This is a genomic window from Gillisia mitskevichiae, from assembly GCF_003634585.1.
Lineage (GTDB): Bacteria > Bacteroidota > Bacteroidia > Flavobacteriales > Flavobacteriaceae > Gillisia > Gillisia mitskevichiae.
The window spans coordinates 32,889-50,214 of the sequence record NZ_RBLG01000007.1 but is presented as its reverse complement, the minus strand read 5'-3'; the positions used below and the strand labels follow the sequence as shown (position 1 = coordinate 50,214).

The 17,326-nt window shown below is 33.9% G+C and carries 20 protein-coding genes and 1 other RNA gene; 9 read left to right on the top strand and 12 right to left on the bottom strand.

The genetic code is table 11. The features are described from left to right. Positions 1-6: 6 nt before the first annotated feature. The gene (locus tag BC962_RS15580; RefSeq protein WP_121346956.1) at positions 7-579 is read left to right on the top strand and encodes a collagen-like protein; all 573 of its coding nucleotides are present in this window, start codon (positions 7-9) and stop codon (positions 577-579) included. A gap of 160 nt (positions 580-739) precedes the next feature. Further along, positions 740-2,131, top strand: coding sequence for a dihydrolipoyl dehydrogenase (gene lpdA, locus BC962_RS15575; protein WP_121346955.1), 1,392 nt, complete (start codon positions 740-742; stop codon positions 2,129-2,131). A gap of 51 nt (positions 2,132-2,182) precedes the next feature. On the opposite strand, the gene BC962_RS15570 is transcribed toward lpdA, so the two are convergent. The 5 genes from BC962_RS15570 to BC962_RS15550 all read right to left on the bottom strand — a co-directional run bounded on the left by BC962_RS15570 (position 2,183) and on the right by BC962_RS15550 (position 5,308). Continuing rightward, positions 2,183-2,905, bottom strand: coding sequence for a Dph6-related ATP pyrophosphatase (locus tag BC962_RS15570; protein ID WP_121346954.1), 723 nt, complete (start codon positions 2,903-2,905; stop codon positions 2,183-2,185). Between the two features lie 4 nt (positions 2,906-2,909). After that, positions 2,910-3,329 (bottom strand): type II 3-dehydroquinate dehydratase, encoded by a 420-nt coding sequence (aroQ, locus tag BC962_RS15565; RefSeq protein WP_121346953.1) that lies wholly within the window; start codon positions 3,327-3,329, stop codon positions 2,910-2,912. Between the two features lie 40 nt (positions 3,330-3,369). Next, a complete protein-coding gene (locus tag BC962_RS15560; protein ID WP_183075527.1) occupies positions 3,370-3,936 on the bottom strand; it encodes an outer membrane beta-barrel protein in 567 nt (188 codons plus the stop codon). A 118-nt stretch (positions 3,937-4,054) separates the two neighbouring features. Continuing rightward, complete coding sequence (locus BC962_RS15555; protein ID WP_121346951.1) at positions 4,055-4,522, bottom strand: hypothetical protein; 468 nt, start codon at positions 4,520-4,522, stop codon at positions 4,055-4,057. A 174-nt stretch (positions 4,523-4,696) separates the two neighbouring features. Next, positions 4,697-5,308, bottom strand: a complete 612-nt coding sequence (locus tag BC962_RS15550; protein WP_121346950.1) for a porin family protein — start codon at positions 5,306-5,308, stop codon at positions 4,697-4,699. Between the two features lie 113 nt (positions 5,309-5,421). Here BC962_RS15550 and xerA point away from each other — a divergent pair, with 113 nt between their 5' ends. Both xerA and BC962_RS15540 read left to right on the top strand, forming a co-directional pair. Then, positions 5,422-6,324, top strand: a complete 903-nt coding sequence (xerA, locus tag BC962_RS15545) for a site-specific tyrosine recombinase/integron integrase (RefSeq protein WP_121346949.1) — start codon at positions 5,422-5,424, stop codon at positions 6,322-6,324. Between the two features lie 71 nt (positions 6,325-6,395). Then, positions 6,396-7,346 carry an aldo/keto reductase gene (locus tag BC962_RS15540; RefSeq protein ID WP_121346948.1) on the top strand — a complete coding sequence of 317 codons (951 nt, stop codon included), beginning with the start codon at positions 6,396-6,398 and terminating at the stop codon, positions 7,344-7,346. A gap of 70 nt (positions 7,347-7,416) precedes the next feature. Here BC962_RS15540 and rny read toward each other — a convergent pair whose 3' ends face one another. The 4 genes from rny to BC962_RS15520 all read right to left on the bottom strand — a co-directional run bounded on the left by rny (position 7,417) and on the right by BC962_RS15520 (position 9,788). Next, complete coding sequence (gene rny / locus BC962_RS15535; RefSeq protein ID WP_121346947.1) at positions 7,417-8,982, bottom strand: ribonuclease Y; 1,566 nt, start codon at positions 8,980-8,982, stop codon at positions 7,417-7,419. Positions 8,983-9,032: 50 nt separating this feature from the next. After that, positions 9,033-9,139: non-coding RNA, 6S RNA (gene ssrS, locus BC962_RS15530), on the bottom strand. Between the two features lie 55 nt (positions 9,140-9,194). Then, the gene (locus BC962_RS15525; RefSeq protein WP_121346946.1) at positions 9,195-9,488 is read right to left on the bottom strand and encodes a cell division protein ZapA; all 294 of its coding nucleotides are present in this window, start codon (positions 9,486-9,488) and stop codon (positions 9,195-9,197) included. Positions 9,489-9,497: 9 nt separating this feature from the next. After that, positions 9,498-9,788, bottom strand: a complete 291-nt coding sequence (locus BC962_RS15520; protein ID WP_121346945.1) for a hypothetical protein — start codon at positions 9,786-9,788, stop codon at positions 9,498-9,500. Positions 9,789-9,969: 181 nt separating this feature from the next. Here BC962_RS15520 and BC962_RS15515 point away from each other — a divergent pair, with 181 nt between their 5' ends. Then, positions 9,970-11,658, top strand: coding sequence for a M23 family metallopeptidase (locus BC962_RS15515; RefSeq protein ID WP_245984247.1), 1,689 nt, complete (start codon positions 9,970-9,972; stop codon positions 11,656-11,658). Positions 11,659-11,747: 89 nt separating this feature from the next. Here BC962_RS15515 and BC962_RS15510 read toward each other — a convergent pair whose 3' ends face one another. After that, positions 11,748-12,896, bottom strand: a complete 1,149-nt coding sequence (locus BC962_RS15510; protein ID WP_121346943.1) for a cysteine desulfurase family protein — start codon at positions 12,894-12,896, stop codon at positions 11,748-11,750. Positions 12,897-12,983: 87 nt separating this feature from the next. On the opposite strand from BC962_RS15510, the gene BC962_RS15505 reads away from it, so the two are divergent. After that, a complete protein-coding gene (locus BC962_RS15505) occupies positions 12,984-13,940 on the top strand; it encodes a hypothetical protein (RefSeq protein WP_121346942.1) in 957 nt (318 codons plus the stop codon). Here the strand turns inward: BC962_RS15505 and BC962_RS15500 are convergent. Continuing rightward, positions 13,937-14,488: a Smr/MutS family protein gene (locus tag BC962_RS15500; protein ID WP_121346941.1), complete on the bottom strand. Its 552-nt coding sequence runs from the start codon at positions 14,486-14,488 to the stop codon at positions 13,937-13,939. The genes BC962_RS15505 and BC962_RS15500 overlap by 4 nt on opposite strands. A gap of 2 nt (positions 14,489-14,490) precedes the next feature. Beyond that, positions 14,491-14,697, bottom strand: a complete 207-nt coding sequence (locus BC962_RS15495) for a hypothetical protein (RefSeq protein ID WP_121346940.1) — start codon at positions 14,695-14,697, stop codon at positions 14,491-14,493. A gap of 86 nt (positions 14,698-14,783) precedes the next feature. Between BC962_RS15495 and BC962_RS15490 the strand changes: the two genes are divergently transcribed. The 3 genes from BC962_RS15490 (at position 14,784) to BC962_RS15480 (ending at position 17,274) form a co-directional block, all read left to right on the top strand. Beyond that, positions 14,784-16,538 (top strand): T9SS type A sorting domain-containing protein, encoded by a 1,755-nt coding sequence (locus tag BC962_RS15490; protein WP_121346939.1) that lies wholly within the window; start codon positions 14,784-14,786, stop codon positions 16,536-16,538. Between the two features lie 92 nt (positions 16,539-16,630). Then, positions 16,631-16,915 carry a DUF2752 domain-containing protein gene (locus tag BC962_RS15485; protein WP_121346938.1) on the top strand — a complete coding sequence of 95 codons (285 nt, stop codon included), beginning with the start codon at positions 16,631-16,633 and terminating at the stop codon, positions 16,913-16,915. A 26-nt stretch (positions 16,916-16,941) separates the two neighbouring features. After that, positions 16,942-17,274, top strand: a complete 333-nt coding sequence (locus tag BC962_RS15480; RefSeq protein ID WP_121346937.1) for a CCC motif membrane protein — start codon at positions 16,942-16,944, stop codon at positions 17,272-17,274. Positions 17,275-17,326: the final 52 nt, after the last annotated feature.

Here is a 17,326-nt window from a genome sequence, read left to right as displayed (position 1 = left end):
TAAATTATGAAAAAATTATCTACCCTTATAATATGTGCGCTTTTCGCCATGACCTCTTGTACCTCAGATAGTGTACAAGGACCTCCTGGACCTCAGGGACCTGAAGGACCATCTGGTGTAAATGGATATATTGGAACAGCAATAGATCTTCCCGGAGATTTTACTGCTGCAAATGATTATACACTTTCTTTATTTTTTGATGATGAAGGAGTTGAGGTTTTTGAATCGGATGCAGTTTTGGTTTACGTTAAAGTAGGAGATGGAAATGATGATGCAAATGGAGTTCCTATCGAAATTTTTAGAGCTTTACCACAAACCTATTTTCAAGGAGACAAAACAGTACAGTATAATTTCGACTTTACTTACGAAGATGTTTTTATCTTCTTAGACGGAATTAATTCAGATGGAAGTGCATTAAACTATGCTGCTTTAAATTCTGAATTCAGATTAAATCAAAAATTCAGAATTATAGTTGTTCCAGCCGCTTTTGCTGAAAATAGAAAACAATTGGATTTAACTAATATGAATGCAGTAATGAAAGAATTGAATATTAGAGAAGCAGATGTGATCAAAAAATAAATAGATAATAAATACTATTTTCTCAATGGCTCTACATAATAAGTAGAGCCATTTTTATTTAAATTCTTAATCTGGTAATTTCACTAATTCTAATTCTTTCAGTTTAGGCTTATATTCCTTAAATTCGCAACTTCTAAAAATGTCATAAAAATTTCGAAATATGAGTAAATACGATATCGTTGTTCTAGGAAGTGGTCCAGGAGGTTACGTAACCGCAATTCGCGCTTCACAACTTGGTTTTAAAACCGCAATCATCGAAAAGGAAAAACTTGGAGGTGTATGTCTTAACTGGGGTTGTATCCCAACAAAAGCTTTACTTAAAAGTGCTCAGGTATTCGATTATTTAAAACATGCAGAAGACTATGGTCTTACTCTTCAGAATCCAGATAAAGATTTTGGAGCTGTTGTAAAGCGAAGTAGAGATGTAGCAGAAGGAATGAGCAAAGGTGTTCAATTCTTAATGAAAAAGAATAAGATAGACGTTATTGAGGGTTACGGAAAACTTAAGGGCGGAAAAAAAGTTGAGGTTACAGATAAAGATAATAAGAAAAAAGATGTAGAGGCAGATCATATAATTGTTGCAACTGGCGCAAGATCTAGAGAGTTACCAAATCTTAAACAAGATGGTAAGAAAGTGATTGGATATCGTGAAGCAATGACTTTAAAGACCCAACCAAAATCTATGATCGTAGTTGGTTCTGGGGCAATTGGAGTGGAATTTGCTCATTTTTATAATGCTATGGGAACAGATGTTACTATAGTAGAATTCCTTCCAAATTTAGTTCCTTTAGAAGATGAAGAGGTTTCTAAGCAGTTTGAAAGAAGTGTGAAAAAAGCCGGTATTAAGGTAATGACCAATTCTTCTGTAGAAAGTGTTGACACTTCTGGAAAATTGATAAAAGCTAAAGTTAAGACCAAAAAAGGGGAAGAAACTCTAGAAGCAGAGATCGTACTTTCTGCAGTTGGAATTAAAACTAATATTGAAAATATCGGTTTAGAAGAACTTGGTATTAAAACAGATAAAGATAAGATTCTTGTAGATGAATGGTACCAAACTAATGTTGCAGGTATTTATGCAATTGGAGATGTGGTAGCTGGACCTGCGCTTGCTCACGTAGCTTCTGCTGAAGGAATTACTTGTGTAGAAAAAATAGCAGGAGTTCATGTGGAAGCAATAGATTATGGAAATATCCCTGGATGTACCTATGCAACCCCGGAAATTGCATCTGTTGGAATGACAGAAAAGCAAGCTAAAGAGGCTGGTTACGAACTTAAAGTTGGTAAATTTCCTTTCTCTGCATCTGGAAAAGCAAAAGCTGCAGGAACCCCAGACGGTTTCGTAAAAGTTATTTTTGATGCTAAATATGGTGAATGGTTAGGTTGTCATATGATTGGTGCAGGAGTAACAGATATGATCGCTGAAGCTGTTCTTGGTAGAAAATTGGAAACTACAGGACATGAAGTTTTAAAAGCTATTCATCCTCACCCAACAATGAGTGAAGCAGTGATGGAAGCTGTGGCAGCTGCTTATGGAGAAGTGATTCATCTATAACATTAAAAGGTTTATATAAAAAAGCTCCGAAATATCGGAGCTTTTTTTGTTTTATATCGGTAGAAGATCACAATACCAAAATGCGGTATCCCAAGATTCAGTTTTTTCTTTAAAGCAGTCATCCTCTGTTTTGGATGGAGAATATTTTTTTTCGATTATTTCTCCAATTTCAAATCTTACAGGTTCTTTAAAATTTGGACCATCATAAACAAAAGTATGAAATTCCCCATGTTCCCCACAGGGATCAACATTTGCAGGTAAGCTGTTTATAAAATCTAGATCTATTTCTCTTCCGCAAAACGACTTATCTAAAACTTTTGCATTTACACAAACTGTGATCGCTTTAAATCCTAACTCAATGAATTCAGTTATTAAGTGTTTTGTATTCTTTTTCCAAAGAGGGAAAACTGCGGTTATATCTATTTTTTTTAGTTGTTCCTCCCTATACGTTCTAAGATCTTCTAGAAATATGTCTCCAAATATAGCATGGGAATGATCTTCAGATCTCAGTTTATTAACCGCTTCAGCCATTATAGAATTATATTCTTCCATAGAAACGGTTCCATCCAATGCTATCAATTCCAGGGGTATTCCAATACTTTCAGCTTGCCGCTGTAACAAATCCTTTCTCACTCCATGCATGGAAACTCTATCTACTTCAGAGTTTATAGTGGTAATAAGTTTTTCCACCTTATATTCTCCAGCCTTTTGGATCTTATATAAAGAAAAAGCAGCATCCTTACCACTACTCCAATTTAAATATGATTTATACATGAGCTTATTGTTTAATAAAACTCGCGATAGCTAGATCGTAACTCTGCAGTCCAAAACCTAGAATTACGCCTTTAGCATTTGGAGATATAAAGGATTTATGTCTAAATTTTTCTCTGGAATAGGTGTTGGAAATATGTACTTCTACCACTGGAGTAGCAATAGCTTTAACAGCATCTCCAATCCCTATAGAAGTATGAGTATAGGCCGCAGCATTTAAAATAATACCATCAAATTCTTTATCTGCCTTTTGCAATTCGTCGATCAACTCTCCTTCTATGTTACTCTGAAAATGAGATAATTCGGCATCTCTAAATTGAAATTGAAGTTTGGAAAAATAATCTTCAAAACTCTGATCTCCATAAGTATCTGGCTCCCTAGTTCCTAAAAGATTGAGATTAGGACCATTTATAATAATTAATTTCATAGGTTCTCTTTATAGATTTTAATCAGGCGTTTAAGTGAAATTATAATCTGTCTACAGGACTTAACCTATACCCAATACCAATCATTATATTATTGAATTTAAAATCTTGGGAAGGTTGTCCAAGGTAATCATCCACTTTTCTCCTACTTACTTCATACGTATATCTCCCCTGAATAAAAAAAGATTTAGTAATATCCATGCCCAATCCTGCACCTAGCTCCCATCCAAACTGATCTTTGGTACCGGTAACATCTTCACTCCCTAACAAATAAGTTACTTGAGTTCCTGCTTGCACATTAAACCCCTTTTGGCCGATTTGATATTTTAGCATAAGTGGTAAATAGATAATATTAAAATCATTTACATATGCGAAATTTACCGCTGGCTGTAAATGAAATTTGTCTGTAATGTAAATATCCACAAATGCACCTCCATAAACTCCTGAACCATAATCATTCCATCTCGCGTTATCTTTCTCTCCATTTACCTGAGCATAAACGTAACCGCTAATAAATCCAACCTTTGTGTCTTTAGATCTTCTATATTGTGCATTTAAGATCGATGTTGAGAGTAGAAATATTAATATAATAAAAGCTATTCTTGCCATACTCCTAATTTTAAAAAATAAAAGTACCATAAATATCAATTTTGAACCTAATAAATTTAAATCAATAAAAAAGTAGGTGCAAAACACCTACTTTTTATATTCATAGTACATAGTAATTCTATAAACCGAATTCTATACCTAGATTAATAGAATTAATGCTACCACCATCCATACTTATACCTTCATAAGAAGCCGCGATTCCCAATTTCCCTATCCTGTATCCCAGCATTGGTCTATAATAGAATCCTCCGTCATTTCCATCATCTACCCCTATTGCATAACCAAGATCTGCTCCCAGATAAAATGAAGAGAGTCCAAAACGACCCGAAGCCGCTACGGGAATGAACTGAATATCATCAAAATCATCCTCAACAAAATAATGAGAATATCCAAGCAATGGCCCAACATCTAAAACTTCCGCAACATTAAACATATATGCGACATCTGTACCTAAATGGAAATTTGAAAAATCTTCTACATCTCCCACTGGAATTCCACCATTAACTCCGAACCTAAAATCACCCTGACTAAAGGCCGAAGTTATTCCCATAAATAAAACAAAAAAAGAAATTACTAACTTTTTCATGATCGTTATTTTTAAGATTAGTTACTTAAAATTATCAAAAAAAATTGAACAAATCATGGATTTAAACATAATGAAGGGATTTATTTACACTGATTTTCAGCAGTTTACGACAAAAAGCAAATAAAAAAGGCACAACTCTACAGTTGCGCCTTATTCTTTATAAATAAGAATTCTCTAGAAAAGAAACCCAATACCACCCTGGAAAACAGAGTGTTTAACATCACTATTACTAAAAAAGGAATCATCATAAACATCTGTAAGACCATGATTATATCGTGCATTTACGAAAAATCCTCCTCTAAACTTATAAGAAGCTCCAAGTCCTAAACTAATATCTACTTTATTAAACTGATCTTCATTTAAAGAAAAATCTCCACTATCACCACCTGGATTTCTATCGATTTCACTGTTCACCAAAAATCCAATTTGTGGACCTGCCTCTAAAGAAAGACCCTCAACAAGATAGTATTTAGCCAAAACAGGAACATTAATATAATCTAACTGGTATTCAACATCGTTTGCATTATCTCTACTTACAATATCATAACCTTGCCCGGAATATAGAACCTCTGGCTGTATAGAAAATTTGTCTGAAACAGGTATCTCTGCTAAAAGACCTAGATTAAAAGAAGTTCTAGAATCTGGATTGTCAAAATCACCAAACCCATCACCTCTAAAAGTACTGGAATTAATTCCTCCCTTAACTCCAAATTTCACATATTCTTGAGCGCTTAAGCTACCCAAACTCAATAAAGCTATTCCTATTAATAAAATCGACTTTTTCATATATTTTTATTTTAAGTTCACGAGCAAAATTAGTCCTACATTTGTTAAGGAAGTGTTATTCAAACCTAAAGTATTGCTAATTGTAAGCCTAGCTTTTGTTAATAATCATAAATATGACTTGGGAACAAGCTCTACAAGACTTTAAGAATTTTATGCGGATAGAACGTGGGCTATCAGACAATTCTGTTACCAACTACTCTTTAGATATTCATAAACTTATTAACTATTTAATGCTTAATAAGATACAGATATCTCCTATAAAGATATCAGCAGGAATACTCCAGAAATTTGTTTTTGAAATTGCTAAATCCTTAAATCCCAGATCACAATCTAGAGTGATCTCTGGATTAAAAAGCTTTTTTGATTATCTGATCTTTGAAGGATATAGAGATAATAATCCAATGGAAATAATTGAGTCTCCAAAGATCGGCAGAAAACTACCAGATGTACTTTCACTTGCTGAAATAGATAAAATGATATTTAATATAGACTTATCTAATGCGCAGGGAGAAAGAAATAGAGCTATTATTGAAACCTTATATGGCTGTGGCCTCCGAGTCTCTGAATTATTAGATCTTAAAATTTCCGATCTATACTTTAAGGAAGGATTTATAAAGGTTACTGGAAAAGGCGATAAACAGCGCTTTGTTCCAGTAAGTTCTATTACTGAACAATATATTACAGAATATCTTCAAAACTCGAGAAACAATTCCCCTATCCATCCAAAGGCATCAGATATTATCTTTTTAAACAGAAGAGGCAATTCCCTTACCCGAGCAATGATCTTTACCATAGTTCGAAAACTTGCAGAACAGTCTGGAATTAAGAAGAAAATAAGCCCTCACACTTTTAGACATTCCTTTGCTACCCATTTATTGGAAAATGGTGCCGATCTAAGAGCTATACAACTAATGCTGGGTCATGAAAGTATCACGACTACAGAAATTTATATGCATGTAGACAAAAGTCATTTAAAAGAAGTGATAAACAGTTTTCACCCCAGAAGCAATTATTAATGTTTTGCTAAACCTCTCATTTAATTTTTTATTGAGCCTCTTCCTGAGTAAATTCAATAAAAATTATAAAAATGAAGCATTTAAATTTTAAAAACGGAGATAAAATGCCTGCCATTGGGTTAGGTACTTGGAAATCTGATAAAGGAGAAGTAGGAAAAGCTGTAAAAACCGCTATAGAAAATGGCTACAGACATATAGATTGTGCAGCCACTTATGGCAATGAAGCTGAAGTTGGCGAAGCACTTGCAGAGGTATTAAAGGAAGGGATCGTAAAAAGAGAGGACCTATGGATCACTTCTAAACTTTGGAACAATGCACATAAATCTGAAGATGTGATACCTGCTCTAAAGCAAACATTAAAAGACCTACAATTGGATTATTTAGATCTATATCTAATTCATTGGCCAGTAGCTTTTAAACCAGGTGTAGCATTTCCAGAGAACGATGAAGACTATTTATCGCTTGAAGAAGCTCCTATCATAGAAACATGGAATAAGATGTTGGAAGCCAAAAAAGAAGGTCTTACAAGACATGTAGGAGTTTCTAATTTTAGTGCTACCAAATTGAAAGATCTTTTATCTAAGACCGAGAATGGACCAGAAGTAAACCAGGTAGAATTACATCCTTATCTACAACAAAATTCATTGATAGAATTTTGTAGCAAGAATGAAATTCATTTAACTGCATACTCTCCATTGGGAAGCGGGGACAGAGTGGATGCTATGAAAGCTCCAGATGAACCTTCTCTTTTAGAGAATAAAGTGATAAAAAAAATCGCAAAGAAACACGGAGCTTCTCCTGCACAAGTTATAATTAATTGGGATACTTTACGGGGAACTGCTGTAATTCCAAAATCTACTAATGAAGGTAGAATAGTTGAGAATCTTGAAAGTACAGGGGTTAAATTGGATGAAGAGGATCTTAAACAAATTGCAGATCTAGACGAACATTTTAGATATGTAACAGGAGAATTCTTTGTTACTAAAGGAAATAGTTATGAAGATATCTACGACGAAAAGTAGAAATTAGAGATGCCCTTATAAAAACAAAAATCCCGCAAATTGCGGGATTTTTTATTATTGAGTGGTAAGTTTATTTAGCAATATTCACCGCTCTGGTTTCTCTAATAACAGTTACTTTAACTTGTCCTGGATACGTCATATCTGTTTGTATTTTCTGAGAGATCTCAAAAGATAAGTTCGATGCTTTATCATCAGTTACTTTTTCACTTTCTACAATAACTCGTAATTCTCTACCGGCCTGAATTGCGTAAGCTTTCTTAACACCACCAAATCCAAATGCGATCTCCTCAAGATCTTTAAGTCTTTGGATGTAAGAATCTAATACTTGTCTTCTTGCTCCTGGTCTCGCACCACTTATAGCATCACATACCTGTACGATCGGAGATAATAAGGAAGTCATCTCTATTTCATCATGGTGAGCTCCAATTGCATTACATACCTCTGGCTTTTCACCATATTTCTCTGCCCATTGCATTCCAAGAATTGCGTGTGGTACTTCTGTTTCTGTATCTGGTACTTTACCAATATCATGTAATAGTCCAGCCCGTTTTGCTAATTTAGGGTTTAGACCAAGTTCTGCTGCCATCACTCCACATAGCTTAGCTACTTCTCTGGAGTGATGTAATAGGTTTTGCCCATAAGAAGAACGATATTTCATTCTACCTACTACCTTTATTAACTCCGGATGTAAACCATGAATACCAAGTTCAATAACAGTACGTTTTCCTATATCTATAATTTCTTCGTCTATCTGTTTTCTGGTTTTCTTAACTACTTCTTCAATTCTAGCAGGGTGAATTCTACCATCTGTAACTAATTTGTGAAGTGATAATCTAGCAACCTCTCTACGCACACTATCAAAACAAGAAAGAATAATTGCTTCAGGAGTATCATCTACAATGATCTCTACTCCAGTAGCTGCTTCTATCGCTCTAATGTTTCTACCTTCTCGCCCAATAATTCTACCCTTAACATCATCACTCTCCAAGTTGAATACAGAAACACAATTTTCAATTGCTTCTTCTGTACCAATTCTTTGAATAGTATTAATAATGATCTTTTTGGCTTCTTGTTGTGCGGTTAACTTGGCTTCTTCAATAGTATCTTGAATTAATGCCATTGCGTCTGCCTTGGCAGTATCTCTTAACGTTTCGGTAAGTTGAGACTTCGCATCTTCAGCAGATAATCCAGAAATCACTTCCAACTGTTGGATCTGACTGTGGTGCAATTTATCTATATCTTCTTTCTTCTTTTCTAAATAATCGTTTCTATGATCGTAGTCTTTGATCTTATCTTCTAGATCTTTATTAAGATTTTTATTTTTAGAAAGTTCACTAGATACTTGAGATTCCTTATCACGGGTTCTTTTCTCAGACTCTTGTATCTTTTTATCTCTAGAAAGGATCACTTTCTCATGCTCAGACTTTAATTCTATAAACTTTTCCTTGGCTTGAAGAATTTTATCTTTTTTAATATTCTCTGCATCGGCTTTTGCTTCTCTTAAGATAGCGGCTGCAGACTTTTTAGCACCTTTAGTGATTTTTGAAGCGTGGTTTTTCTCTAAATATTTAGCGACCGCAAAACCAATTGCTACTCCCACTATCCCGGCAACTATCATAAAAATTATCGATTCCATATATTTAATTTAATTGTATAAAAAAGCCTGTACTAGATCAAATTTTGTATAAACTCCATAAAATAAGTATAGGGCTAACAAGCTGATCAAGTATCCGCTCTAAGACGGCACGCTTTTACAACTTAAACTCACCCTTTTTAAAGAATTCGTGTTGAGTTTATCAAATATATATCACTAATACAGGCAGTAAACCTTAATGCTATTTAAAAGAACTAGGTAGCTAATTGCTCCTGAAGAAGATTATTGAGTGATCTCAACTTTTCTTCCATCAGTTTCACTTCGCTAGAATTATCTATAGATTTTTGCTCGGTCTGGGCAGCAAATTGTAAAGCACACATTGCCAATACATCTTGCTTATCCCTTACGGCATAACTTTGCTCAAATTGCTTAATCATTGCTTCTATCTTCTTTGCTGCCTTACGCAATCCCTCCTCCTGTTCAGCCTGAATGGTGAGTGGATATACGCGGTCTGCAATAGATAATTTAATTTTAAGCTTGTCGGACATTAATTCTTTTTATTCTGAAAGTTGAACGATACATTGATCAATTTCCCTTATTAAACCGTTTATTTTGAGCTTGGTTTCTTTCTTATATTCGTTACTGCCTAGCATCGCGTTGGCTGCTTTTAACGTATGAATTCGTTTTTCTGAGGTTTTCACCTCTTCAGATAAACGCTCATTTTCTTCTTTTAAAATCGCTAATTCTTCTTGAATTGAATGTTGTGACTGCTTTGTTGCTTCATACTTATGAAGTAACTTGCTAATTCTATTTTCAAGACTATCAACTATTTCGGTTAGATCACTCATAAAAGCTTAACGCGCTACTAATATTCACAAAGTTAACATACCGCTTGAAATTTCCCAATACTTTTAAAGCTATTTTCAAAATACCTGAAATTTAATCTAAGTTACATTAAACCAAAGCTTTAATTATCTCTAAAAGTTTAATTATATTTATCCCCCCATAAAAATGCTGTTTTCTATGACTATGAAGAAGATCTTTACCCTAACATTATTACTTTTTTCTGTTGCTATACAAGCTCAATCTAAAATACCTTCAGATTTCTTTAAAAATCCGTTGGCTGTAGATTTAGTGCTATCCGGAACTTTTGGAGAATTACGCTCCAACCACTTTCATTCTGGGATGGATATTAAGACCCAACAACGGGAAGGATTACCCATTTTAGCTGCAGGAGATGGATTTGTAAGCCGCATCAACATTCAGCATTACGGTTATGGAAAAGCGCTTTATATTCAGCATCCAAATGGATATACAACGGTATACGGTCATCTTCAGAAATTTTCTCCTGAGATTGAAGCTTATATCAAAAAACAGCAATACGAGAAAGAAACTTACGAAATAGAGTTATTTCCTAAAGCAGATGAGTTGAAAGTAACTGTCAGTGACCTCGTTGCTATTAGCGGAAATACCGGAGGAAGTGGCGGGCCACATTTACATTTTGAAATTAGAGATGGGCAACAACGCCCGATGAATCCTAATTTATTCGGAATTGAGATCAAGGATACGCAAGCGCCTACTGTAAATAGTTTATGGGTATATCCTCTAGGAGAAAGCGCGCATGTTAATGGTTCTGGAGAAAGACAGCGTGTAAAGCTTACACCATTAAAAGATGGTTCTTTTAAGGCGGAACAATTAAATGCCTGTGGTGAAATTGCCTTTGGTGTAAACACTACAGATAAGCAAGATGGTGCACCAAATAACAATGGGATCTATAAAATAAATACCAATCTAAACGGAGATCAAATCTTTCAGCTGAATTTTGATCGTTTTTCGTTTTCTGAAACCAGACATTTAAATCAGCTTATAGATTATGAATATTTCAGCAATAATAAAAGCAGGATCACAAGGCTATACGTACAACCTAGCAATCCGCTAAGTGTTTACCAAAATGTGGTGAATAATGGAACTATTACAATTCAGGATAGTTTAACCTATTTATACAACATCACAATTCTTGATTTTGCAGGGAACGAACGTATTATAAGAGTTCCAATTAAAGGGGAGCAACCTATAAATAAGATCACGAAAAACATAAAAGAGACCGATTTTCTTGTAAAAGCCAATGAAGCTTTTAGTGTTGAAGAGAATGGTATTGATGTGTATATTCCAAAAGGTAGTTTGTATGAAGATACTTTTCTAGATATTTCATTCTCTGGAGATACCATTCATCTTGATAAAGATGATATTCCTATTCATAGCAATATTACAATTGGGTTCGATGTAAGCAAGTATTCTGAAGAAAGTAAAGAAAAGATGTTTATTGCCAAATTAGGATACCGCGGTAGACCAAGTTATTCTTCCACTTATAAGAAAGGTAATAGATTTACTACAGGAATTCGCAGCTTTGGAGATTATACTTTGGCTTCAGACGTGAAACCTCCTTCCATAACTCCTGTGAATTTTAAAGATGGACAGTGGATCTCTAGTAATGAGAATATAAAAGTTAAAATTACCGACGACCTTTCTGGAATTAAAAGTTACCGCGCAACGGTTAATGGGAAATTCATTTTGATGGAATATGAGTATAAGAACAATACTTTAACTCATAATTTTAGCGATGCAGTACTTACAGAAACCGAAAATAAACTTAAAGTGATCGTTATAGATAATGTTGGAAACAGCAGCACCTACGAAGCTACGTTCTTCAGAAAATAGATTTACTTCCTTAGTAATTTCGTTTTTGTAAAAAATATGATGATAGAGCTTTGAAGATCTCTAAAATTGTAAAAAACCTCTATGAAGCCTTAGTTCTTCATAAACTCTTTAAGTACAGAGACCACATAATCCAGTTCTTCTTTTGTATTGAATCTTGAAAATGAAAATCTTAGAGAAGGTTTACTCATATCTTCTTCAGAAAGAAAAGCGCTTAAAACATGAGAGCCTTTATCACTTCCACTTTGGCAAGCAGAACCTTTAGAACAGGCAATTCCCTTTAGGTCTAATTGAAAAAGAAGCATTAGTGCTTTTTCTGGTGGAATTGGCAAACAAATGTTCACCAAGGTATATGTGCTTTTTGTAAAATCTTTGCAATGCCCATTGAATTTAACACCTGGGATATTTTCTTCTAACTGTTCTATAAAATAAGATTTTAAAGAACTCACATAACTCTTCTCTTCTTCTAAATTAGCATAGGCCAGTTTAAAAGCTTCTTCTAAGCCTACAATATTATGTACACTTTCTGTCCCTGCACGATGTCCGCGTTCCTGTTCTCCTCCAAATATCAAAGGTTTTAGGCCGCTATTTTTTCGAATAAATGCAAAACCAACACCTTTTGGTCCGTGAAATTTATGAGCGCTTACCGCAGTAAAATCTATAGGTGTTTCCTTAAGATCCATTTTATAATGCCCTATAGATTGCACGGCATCACAATGAAACAAAGCTTTATGTTCTTTACAAAGCGCTCCTGCTTTTTGAACATCTAACAAGTTTCCTATTTCATTATTCACATGCATTAAACTCACAAGAGTTTTCGTTTCAGAATTACTTAGCAGTTCCTCTAAATGCTCAAGATCTACACTCCCATAAGTGTCTAGATTTACATAGTCTACGTCTATCTCATAACACTCTTTTAACTGGTCTACAGTGTATAAAACCGCATGATGTTCTATTTTAGAAGTGATAATCCTTTTTACACCAAGATCTCGAACAGCAGAATTAAGAGCCAAATTATCGGCTTCTGTTCCCCCTGAAGTAAAAATGATCTCCGCCGCGCTTACATTTAAAATGTTAGCTATAGTCTTTCTTGTATTTTCAATTAAAGATTTAGATGATCTACCATAACTATGTATAGAAGAGGGATTTCCGTAAAAATCTTTCATCACTGTTGTCATTCTATCTATAACTTCGTCACGCATTTGCGTGGTAGCGGCACTATCTAAATATATTTTTCTCATCGAAGGCAAAAATAAAAGAAATAAAATTATTTAATGGATGCTCTGCTATAAAATCCTAATACTTTATTTTTGTTAAAAACGGAAGCTATGCGTAACTACTTTTATATCATTTTTTTATTCCTAGGTTTCACCTCCTGTGATGATGGCGATATCATAATAAACAATTTTGATTTTGAGGATGATAGTATTGAAAGTTGCGCTAAAGTTGGTAGACCAAAAGTTTTTTTTATAATAAATAGCGATGATATATTTGAATCTATTTCTCTAGTTACTAATAACACAGCAATAAGTGAGTTAGCAAGTATATTAACTATAAACACAGAAACTGACATTAGTTTTAATCTTGATAGTAATAACAAAATAAACTATCGAGTATACGATGGCAGTATAACTACAGATTATTTCTGCAATTCGTTACCACCAAGCGGTCCTAAGGTTATTCAGGAATTTGTAAGCGTTGGAGGGACGGTTAAAATTTCTACTACAAGAATTTATCTAGACTCAACAGATAGTGACGGGGACGGCATAAAGGACGCAGATGAATTTGATGGCGATACAGATGACGATGGTATTCCTAATAAATTTGATATAGATGACGACGGAGATAATGTACTTACATCTACAGAACTGTATGCTACAGGCGACAATACTGTATTTCAAGATACCGATCAAGATGATAAACCAAACTATTTAGACAAAGATGATGATGGTGATGGTATATTAACTAGAGAAGAAATTACCGCTGGGGACCAATTGCCTACTGCAAATGTAAATGATGAAAATCTTGCAAATTATTTGAATTTTGATATTGCAGAACGATTTACAGGTGATATTACGGATATTACAACACGAGATAATGTATTTAATGTAAAATACACCTCTGTTATAAACATTGAGAATTTGCAATTACAAAATCAAGATGGGACAGGAGAAGTTATTTCTTTTGAATCTTATAGATTAGGAGAATACAATTCTAATTCTACGCCCCTAATTATAGTACCTACAACTCCTGATACTGATATTGAAACTGAAACTGAAAATTAAGAGTTCTGATAAATATAGACCTCTGTAGCGCCTAAGCCATACTTCTGGAAATTAGCATCGTAAAATTTAAGGTTGTCATACCGGCCTAAAAGGTAATCTAGTTCTGCTTTTAGTACTCCTTCTCCCACTCCGTGTATAAATACGATCTTTGGGATACGCTTACTAATAGCAAAATTAATTTGTCGTTTAGCTGTATCTAGCTGAATATTCAAAATATCGAAATTGCTCATTCCTCTAAAGGAATTTACTAATTTTTCTATATGTAGATCTACTTCCATTGGCGGAGCACTGCGATCTTTAGACTTTACCTTTTCAGTTTTTGCTCGTTTTACAGGTTGTTTTTCTTTGATAATTTCTGAAAAAGAAATGTTTTCTGAAGCGATCATTCTACTCTGCTCCTCACCTATCTTAACTAGTTCGGAGTCATGAAATTCCATTAAAAACCCTTCAGAAGTTTCAACATAAATAGTTTCCCCATCTATATTAATCACTTTGCCTTTCAAAGCATCATCCAATACTTCTACTTTATCATTAATTTCAAACTTCATAACTAAGGTTTTTCTTCAGTGTTATCATCTTCCTCATCTTTGGTCTCAACCCAAAAGTTAGTAGCTCTGTATAAACCAAACATTATAATTACCAAACCTAAGATCTGTAAGTACTTATTTCTATCTTCTCCGGTAATTGTATATATCATTATTGCGCCACCAATTACAATAAGCAATGTATTTATAATTTGACCGTATCTTCTATTCATAATCTGCTGATAATTAATACTTAAAAACCTAAATGAATTGTTATTCGATTAATTAAAACACTATTTTTAATTAAAATCTTAGGGCGATGAGGCAAATATACATTTTAGTACTATTTATTATACCATTCATTGCACATTGTCAATTAAGCATTAAGCCCAATCAGGAATTAAATACTTATCTATATTCCGAAGGCGCTCTTGTTTATGTTGAGCAAGGCATTCATTTAACACCTAATTCTGGAAATAATCCAAAACCAAGTATTTTTCTAAGAAAAGAAGCACAATTAATTCAAGGAACCTCCAATTTTCAAAATACAGGAGATGGGGTACTTTCTTTATATCAAGAAGGGAATGCCAGCAATTACACTTATAATTATTGGAGCATGCCCGTGAGCAATACTTTTTCTAACAATACCTTCGGAAATCAATTTTTTGATCCAATCACAAAAACCGAAAGCAATCCCGCATTAATCTCCATTGGTTATAATGGAACTTCCAAACCATTAACGATCTCTACTAAATGGATTTACAAATTTTCTGGCACCGATTATTCCGACTGGGAATTTATTGGTAATACTTTCAAGCTTAAGCCAGGGGAAGGTTTTACTATGAAAGGCGTAGATGGAACGAATACAGATATAAACATCTATAGTGTGCCCAACAATGCAGGCAATAAGCAGCGTTATGATCTACGAGGAAGACCTAATTCAGGAATTTATGAGTTAGAAATTAAGGAAGGTGATACTAAGCTTGTTGGTAATCCATATCCATCTGCTTTAGATCTCAATGTCTTTCTTCAGGACAATACAAATACTACTGGAATTGCTTATTTCTGGGATTCCGAGAACATCGATTCTCACTATCTAAAGGAGTATGAAGGCGGATATGGCGCTTACTCACCCGGAGCAGGGATATTCGGCTATGTACCAGCTATTTTCAATAAATTTGATGGTTACGGGAACACTATTTCAGAAGGAGGAACTACAGGAGCTTATTACGCTAGAAGATTCTCCCCAATTGGCCAAGGTTTTATTGTTATAGGCAGCCATGATGGTAAGATCGTATTCAATAATAACTATCGGCATTTTGTAAAAGAAGATCAGATATTATCTGAATTTAAATCTAAAAAATTGGAATTAAATTACTTAAAAGCCGAGGAGTTTCCATTATTAAGGTTAAATATAGAATTACAGAGCACCTACATTAGGCAAATACTTTTGGTGTTACGCGATAATGCCACAGAAGCAGTAGATCATGCTATGGATGCCATTAATCCTGAATACTTAAGCTCGGATGCGGGATGGATGATAGATAACGAGAATTATCTAATAAATGTGAGGCCTTTCAATGAGCTTGAAGAAATTCCGTTTTTTATAGTATTAGCAGAAGATTCAGAGATCATATTTAGTATTGCGGAAGTAAAAGGATTTAAACCTAAGGTCTTTTTATTGGACACTAATACAAGTATATACCACAATTTAAGTGATGGCCCAATAAAATTCAATTTGGCTGCTGGTGATTATTCAAATAGATTTAAGCTTACTTACACCAATAAGGAACAGATCTATATTAACTGGGATATTGTAAAAGATATCACGAATTTCAACATTTTTCAAAATAATCCCGAATCGAGATTAGAAATACGAATACCGGCAAAATCAATCCACAGAGACATTATACTTTTCGACAGTTTAGGCAAAAGGATCATGGAGAAAAAAGGAATTACCTATGAGAGTTATCACGAATTTTCTACCAGGAAATTAAGCAAAGGCCTATATATTCTTAAAATAACGAATAAAGATGCTACGATAATTTCCAAAAAAGTGATAATTTCAAATTAAATTAAAAATCTCGAGGGAGTTCACGAGATATTAATTGAAATTTAGAGGTTTTCCTCTTAGAAAATAAATCCTTACTGAGGGAAATTGAAATTATGGAAGAACTATTACTTCCCTGTTTAAACAAACAACTTTTTGGATTAGAATGTTATGGTTGTGGTGGCCAACGTTCTGTTTTGTTATTATTAAAAGGAGATTTTCACGCTGCCTTTATTATGTTTCCGGCTATCTACCCTATTTTAATTTTACTTGGGTTTGTAATTTTCAATCTATTTTATAAATTTCAAAAAGATTATCTTATAAAGATCACACTTATTTTAATTACTGCATTTGTATTAGCTGTGAGCTATCTATTTAAAATGTATTATTTTTTCAACTAAAACCAACTAAAAAACAAATTCAACTTATGGAATTAAACAAACAAGAATTACCAAACGCTACTTTAATATTAATTTTAGGAATACTATCTATAGTTGGTTGTTGCTGTTACGGAATTGTAGGGGTGATATTTGGAATTATAACATTAATATTAGCTAAAAAAGCAATGGAAATTTACAATGCAAATCCCGAAATGTATCTCGGATATCAAAATGTGAAACTTGGACGGATCTTGGCTATTATTGGATTGGTGTTAAGCGCTCTGTTTTTATTAACCTTTATTGGTGCGCTAATCTTTTATGGGGGAATGGAAGGTTTAGAAGAATTTCAGCGGGAGATGATGGAACCGCAAGGAATGTAATCAGAATCTTAAAATATAAAAGCCCCAGAAATATCCTTTTCTGGGGCTTTTA

Coding starts and splice junctions, on each gene's coding strand:
- BC962_RS15580 (WP_121346956.1), top strand. CDS start 7: ATGAAAAAATTATCTACCCTTATAATATGTGCGCTTTTCGCCATGACC.
- lpdA (WP_121346955.1), top strand. CDS start 740: ATGAGTAAATACGATATCGTTGTTCTAGGAAGTGGTCCAGGAGGTTAC.
- BC962_RS15570 (WP_121346954.1), bottom strand. CDS start 2,905: ATGTATAAATCATATTTAAATTGGAGTAGTGGTAAGGATGCTGCTTTT.
- aroQ (WP_121346953.1), bottom strand. CDS start 3,329: ATGAAATTAATTATTATAAATGGTCCTAATCTCAATCTTTTAGGAACT.
- BC962_RS15560 (WP_183075527.1), bottom strand. CDS start 3,936: ATGGCAAGAATAGCTTTTATTATATTAATATTTCTACTCTCAACATCG.
- BC962_RS15555 (WP_121346951.1), bottom strand. CDS start 4,522: ATGAAAAAGTTAGTAATTTCTTTTTTTGTTTTATTTATGGGAATAACT.
- BC962_RS15550 (WP_121346950.1), bottom strand. CDS start 5,308: ATGAAAAAGTCGATTTTATTAATAGGAATAGCTTTATTGAGTTTGGGT.
- xerA (WP_121346949.1), top strand. CDS start 5,422: ATGACTTGGGAACAAGCTCTACAAGACTTTAAGAATTTTATGCGGATA.
- BC962_RS15540 (WP_121346948.1), top strand. CDS start 6,396: ATGAAGCATTTAAATTTTAAAAACGGAGATAAAATGCCTGCCATTGGG.
- rny (WP_121346947.1), bottom strand. CDS start 8,982: ATGGAATCGATAATTTTTATGATAGTTGCCGGGATAGTGGGAGTAGCA.
- BC962_RS15525 (WP_121346946.1), bottom strand. CDS start 9,488: ATGTCCGACAAGCTTAAAATTAAATTATCTATTGCAGACCGCGTATAT.
- BC962_RS15520 (WP_121346945.1), bottom strand. CDS start 9,788: ATGAGTGATCTAACCGAAATAGTTGATAGTCTTGAAAATAGAATTAGC.
- BC962_RS15515 (WP_245984247.1), top strand. CDS start 9,970: ATGAAGAAGATCTTTACCCTAACATTATTACTTTTTTCTGTTGCTATA.
- BC962_RS15510 (WP_121346943.1), bottom strand. CDS start 12,896: ATGAGAAAAATATATTTAGATAGTGCCGCTACCACGCAAATGCGTGAC.
- BC962_RS15505 (WP_121346942.1), top strand. CDS start 12,984: ATGCGTAACTACTTTTATATCATTTTTTTATTCCTAGGTTTCACCTCC.
- BC962_RS15500 (WP_121346941.1), bottom strand. CDS start 14,488: ATGAAGTTTGAAATTAATGATAAAGTAGAAGTATTGGATGATGCTTTG.
- BC962_RS15495 (WP_121346940.1), bottom strand. CDS start 14,697: ATGAATAGAAGATACGGTCAAATTATAAATACATTGCTTATTGTAATT.
- BC962_RS15490 (WP_121346939.1), top strand. CDS start 14,784: ATGAGGCAAATATACATTTTAGTACTATTTATTATACCATTCATTGCA.
- BC962_RS15485 (WP_121346938.1), top strand. CDS start 16,631: ATGGAAGAACTATTACTTCCCTGTTTAAACAAACAACTTTTTGGATTA.
- BC962_RS15480 (WP_121346937.1), top strand. CDS start 16,942: ATGGAATTAAACAAACAAGAATTACCAAACGCTACTTTAATATTAATT.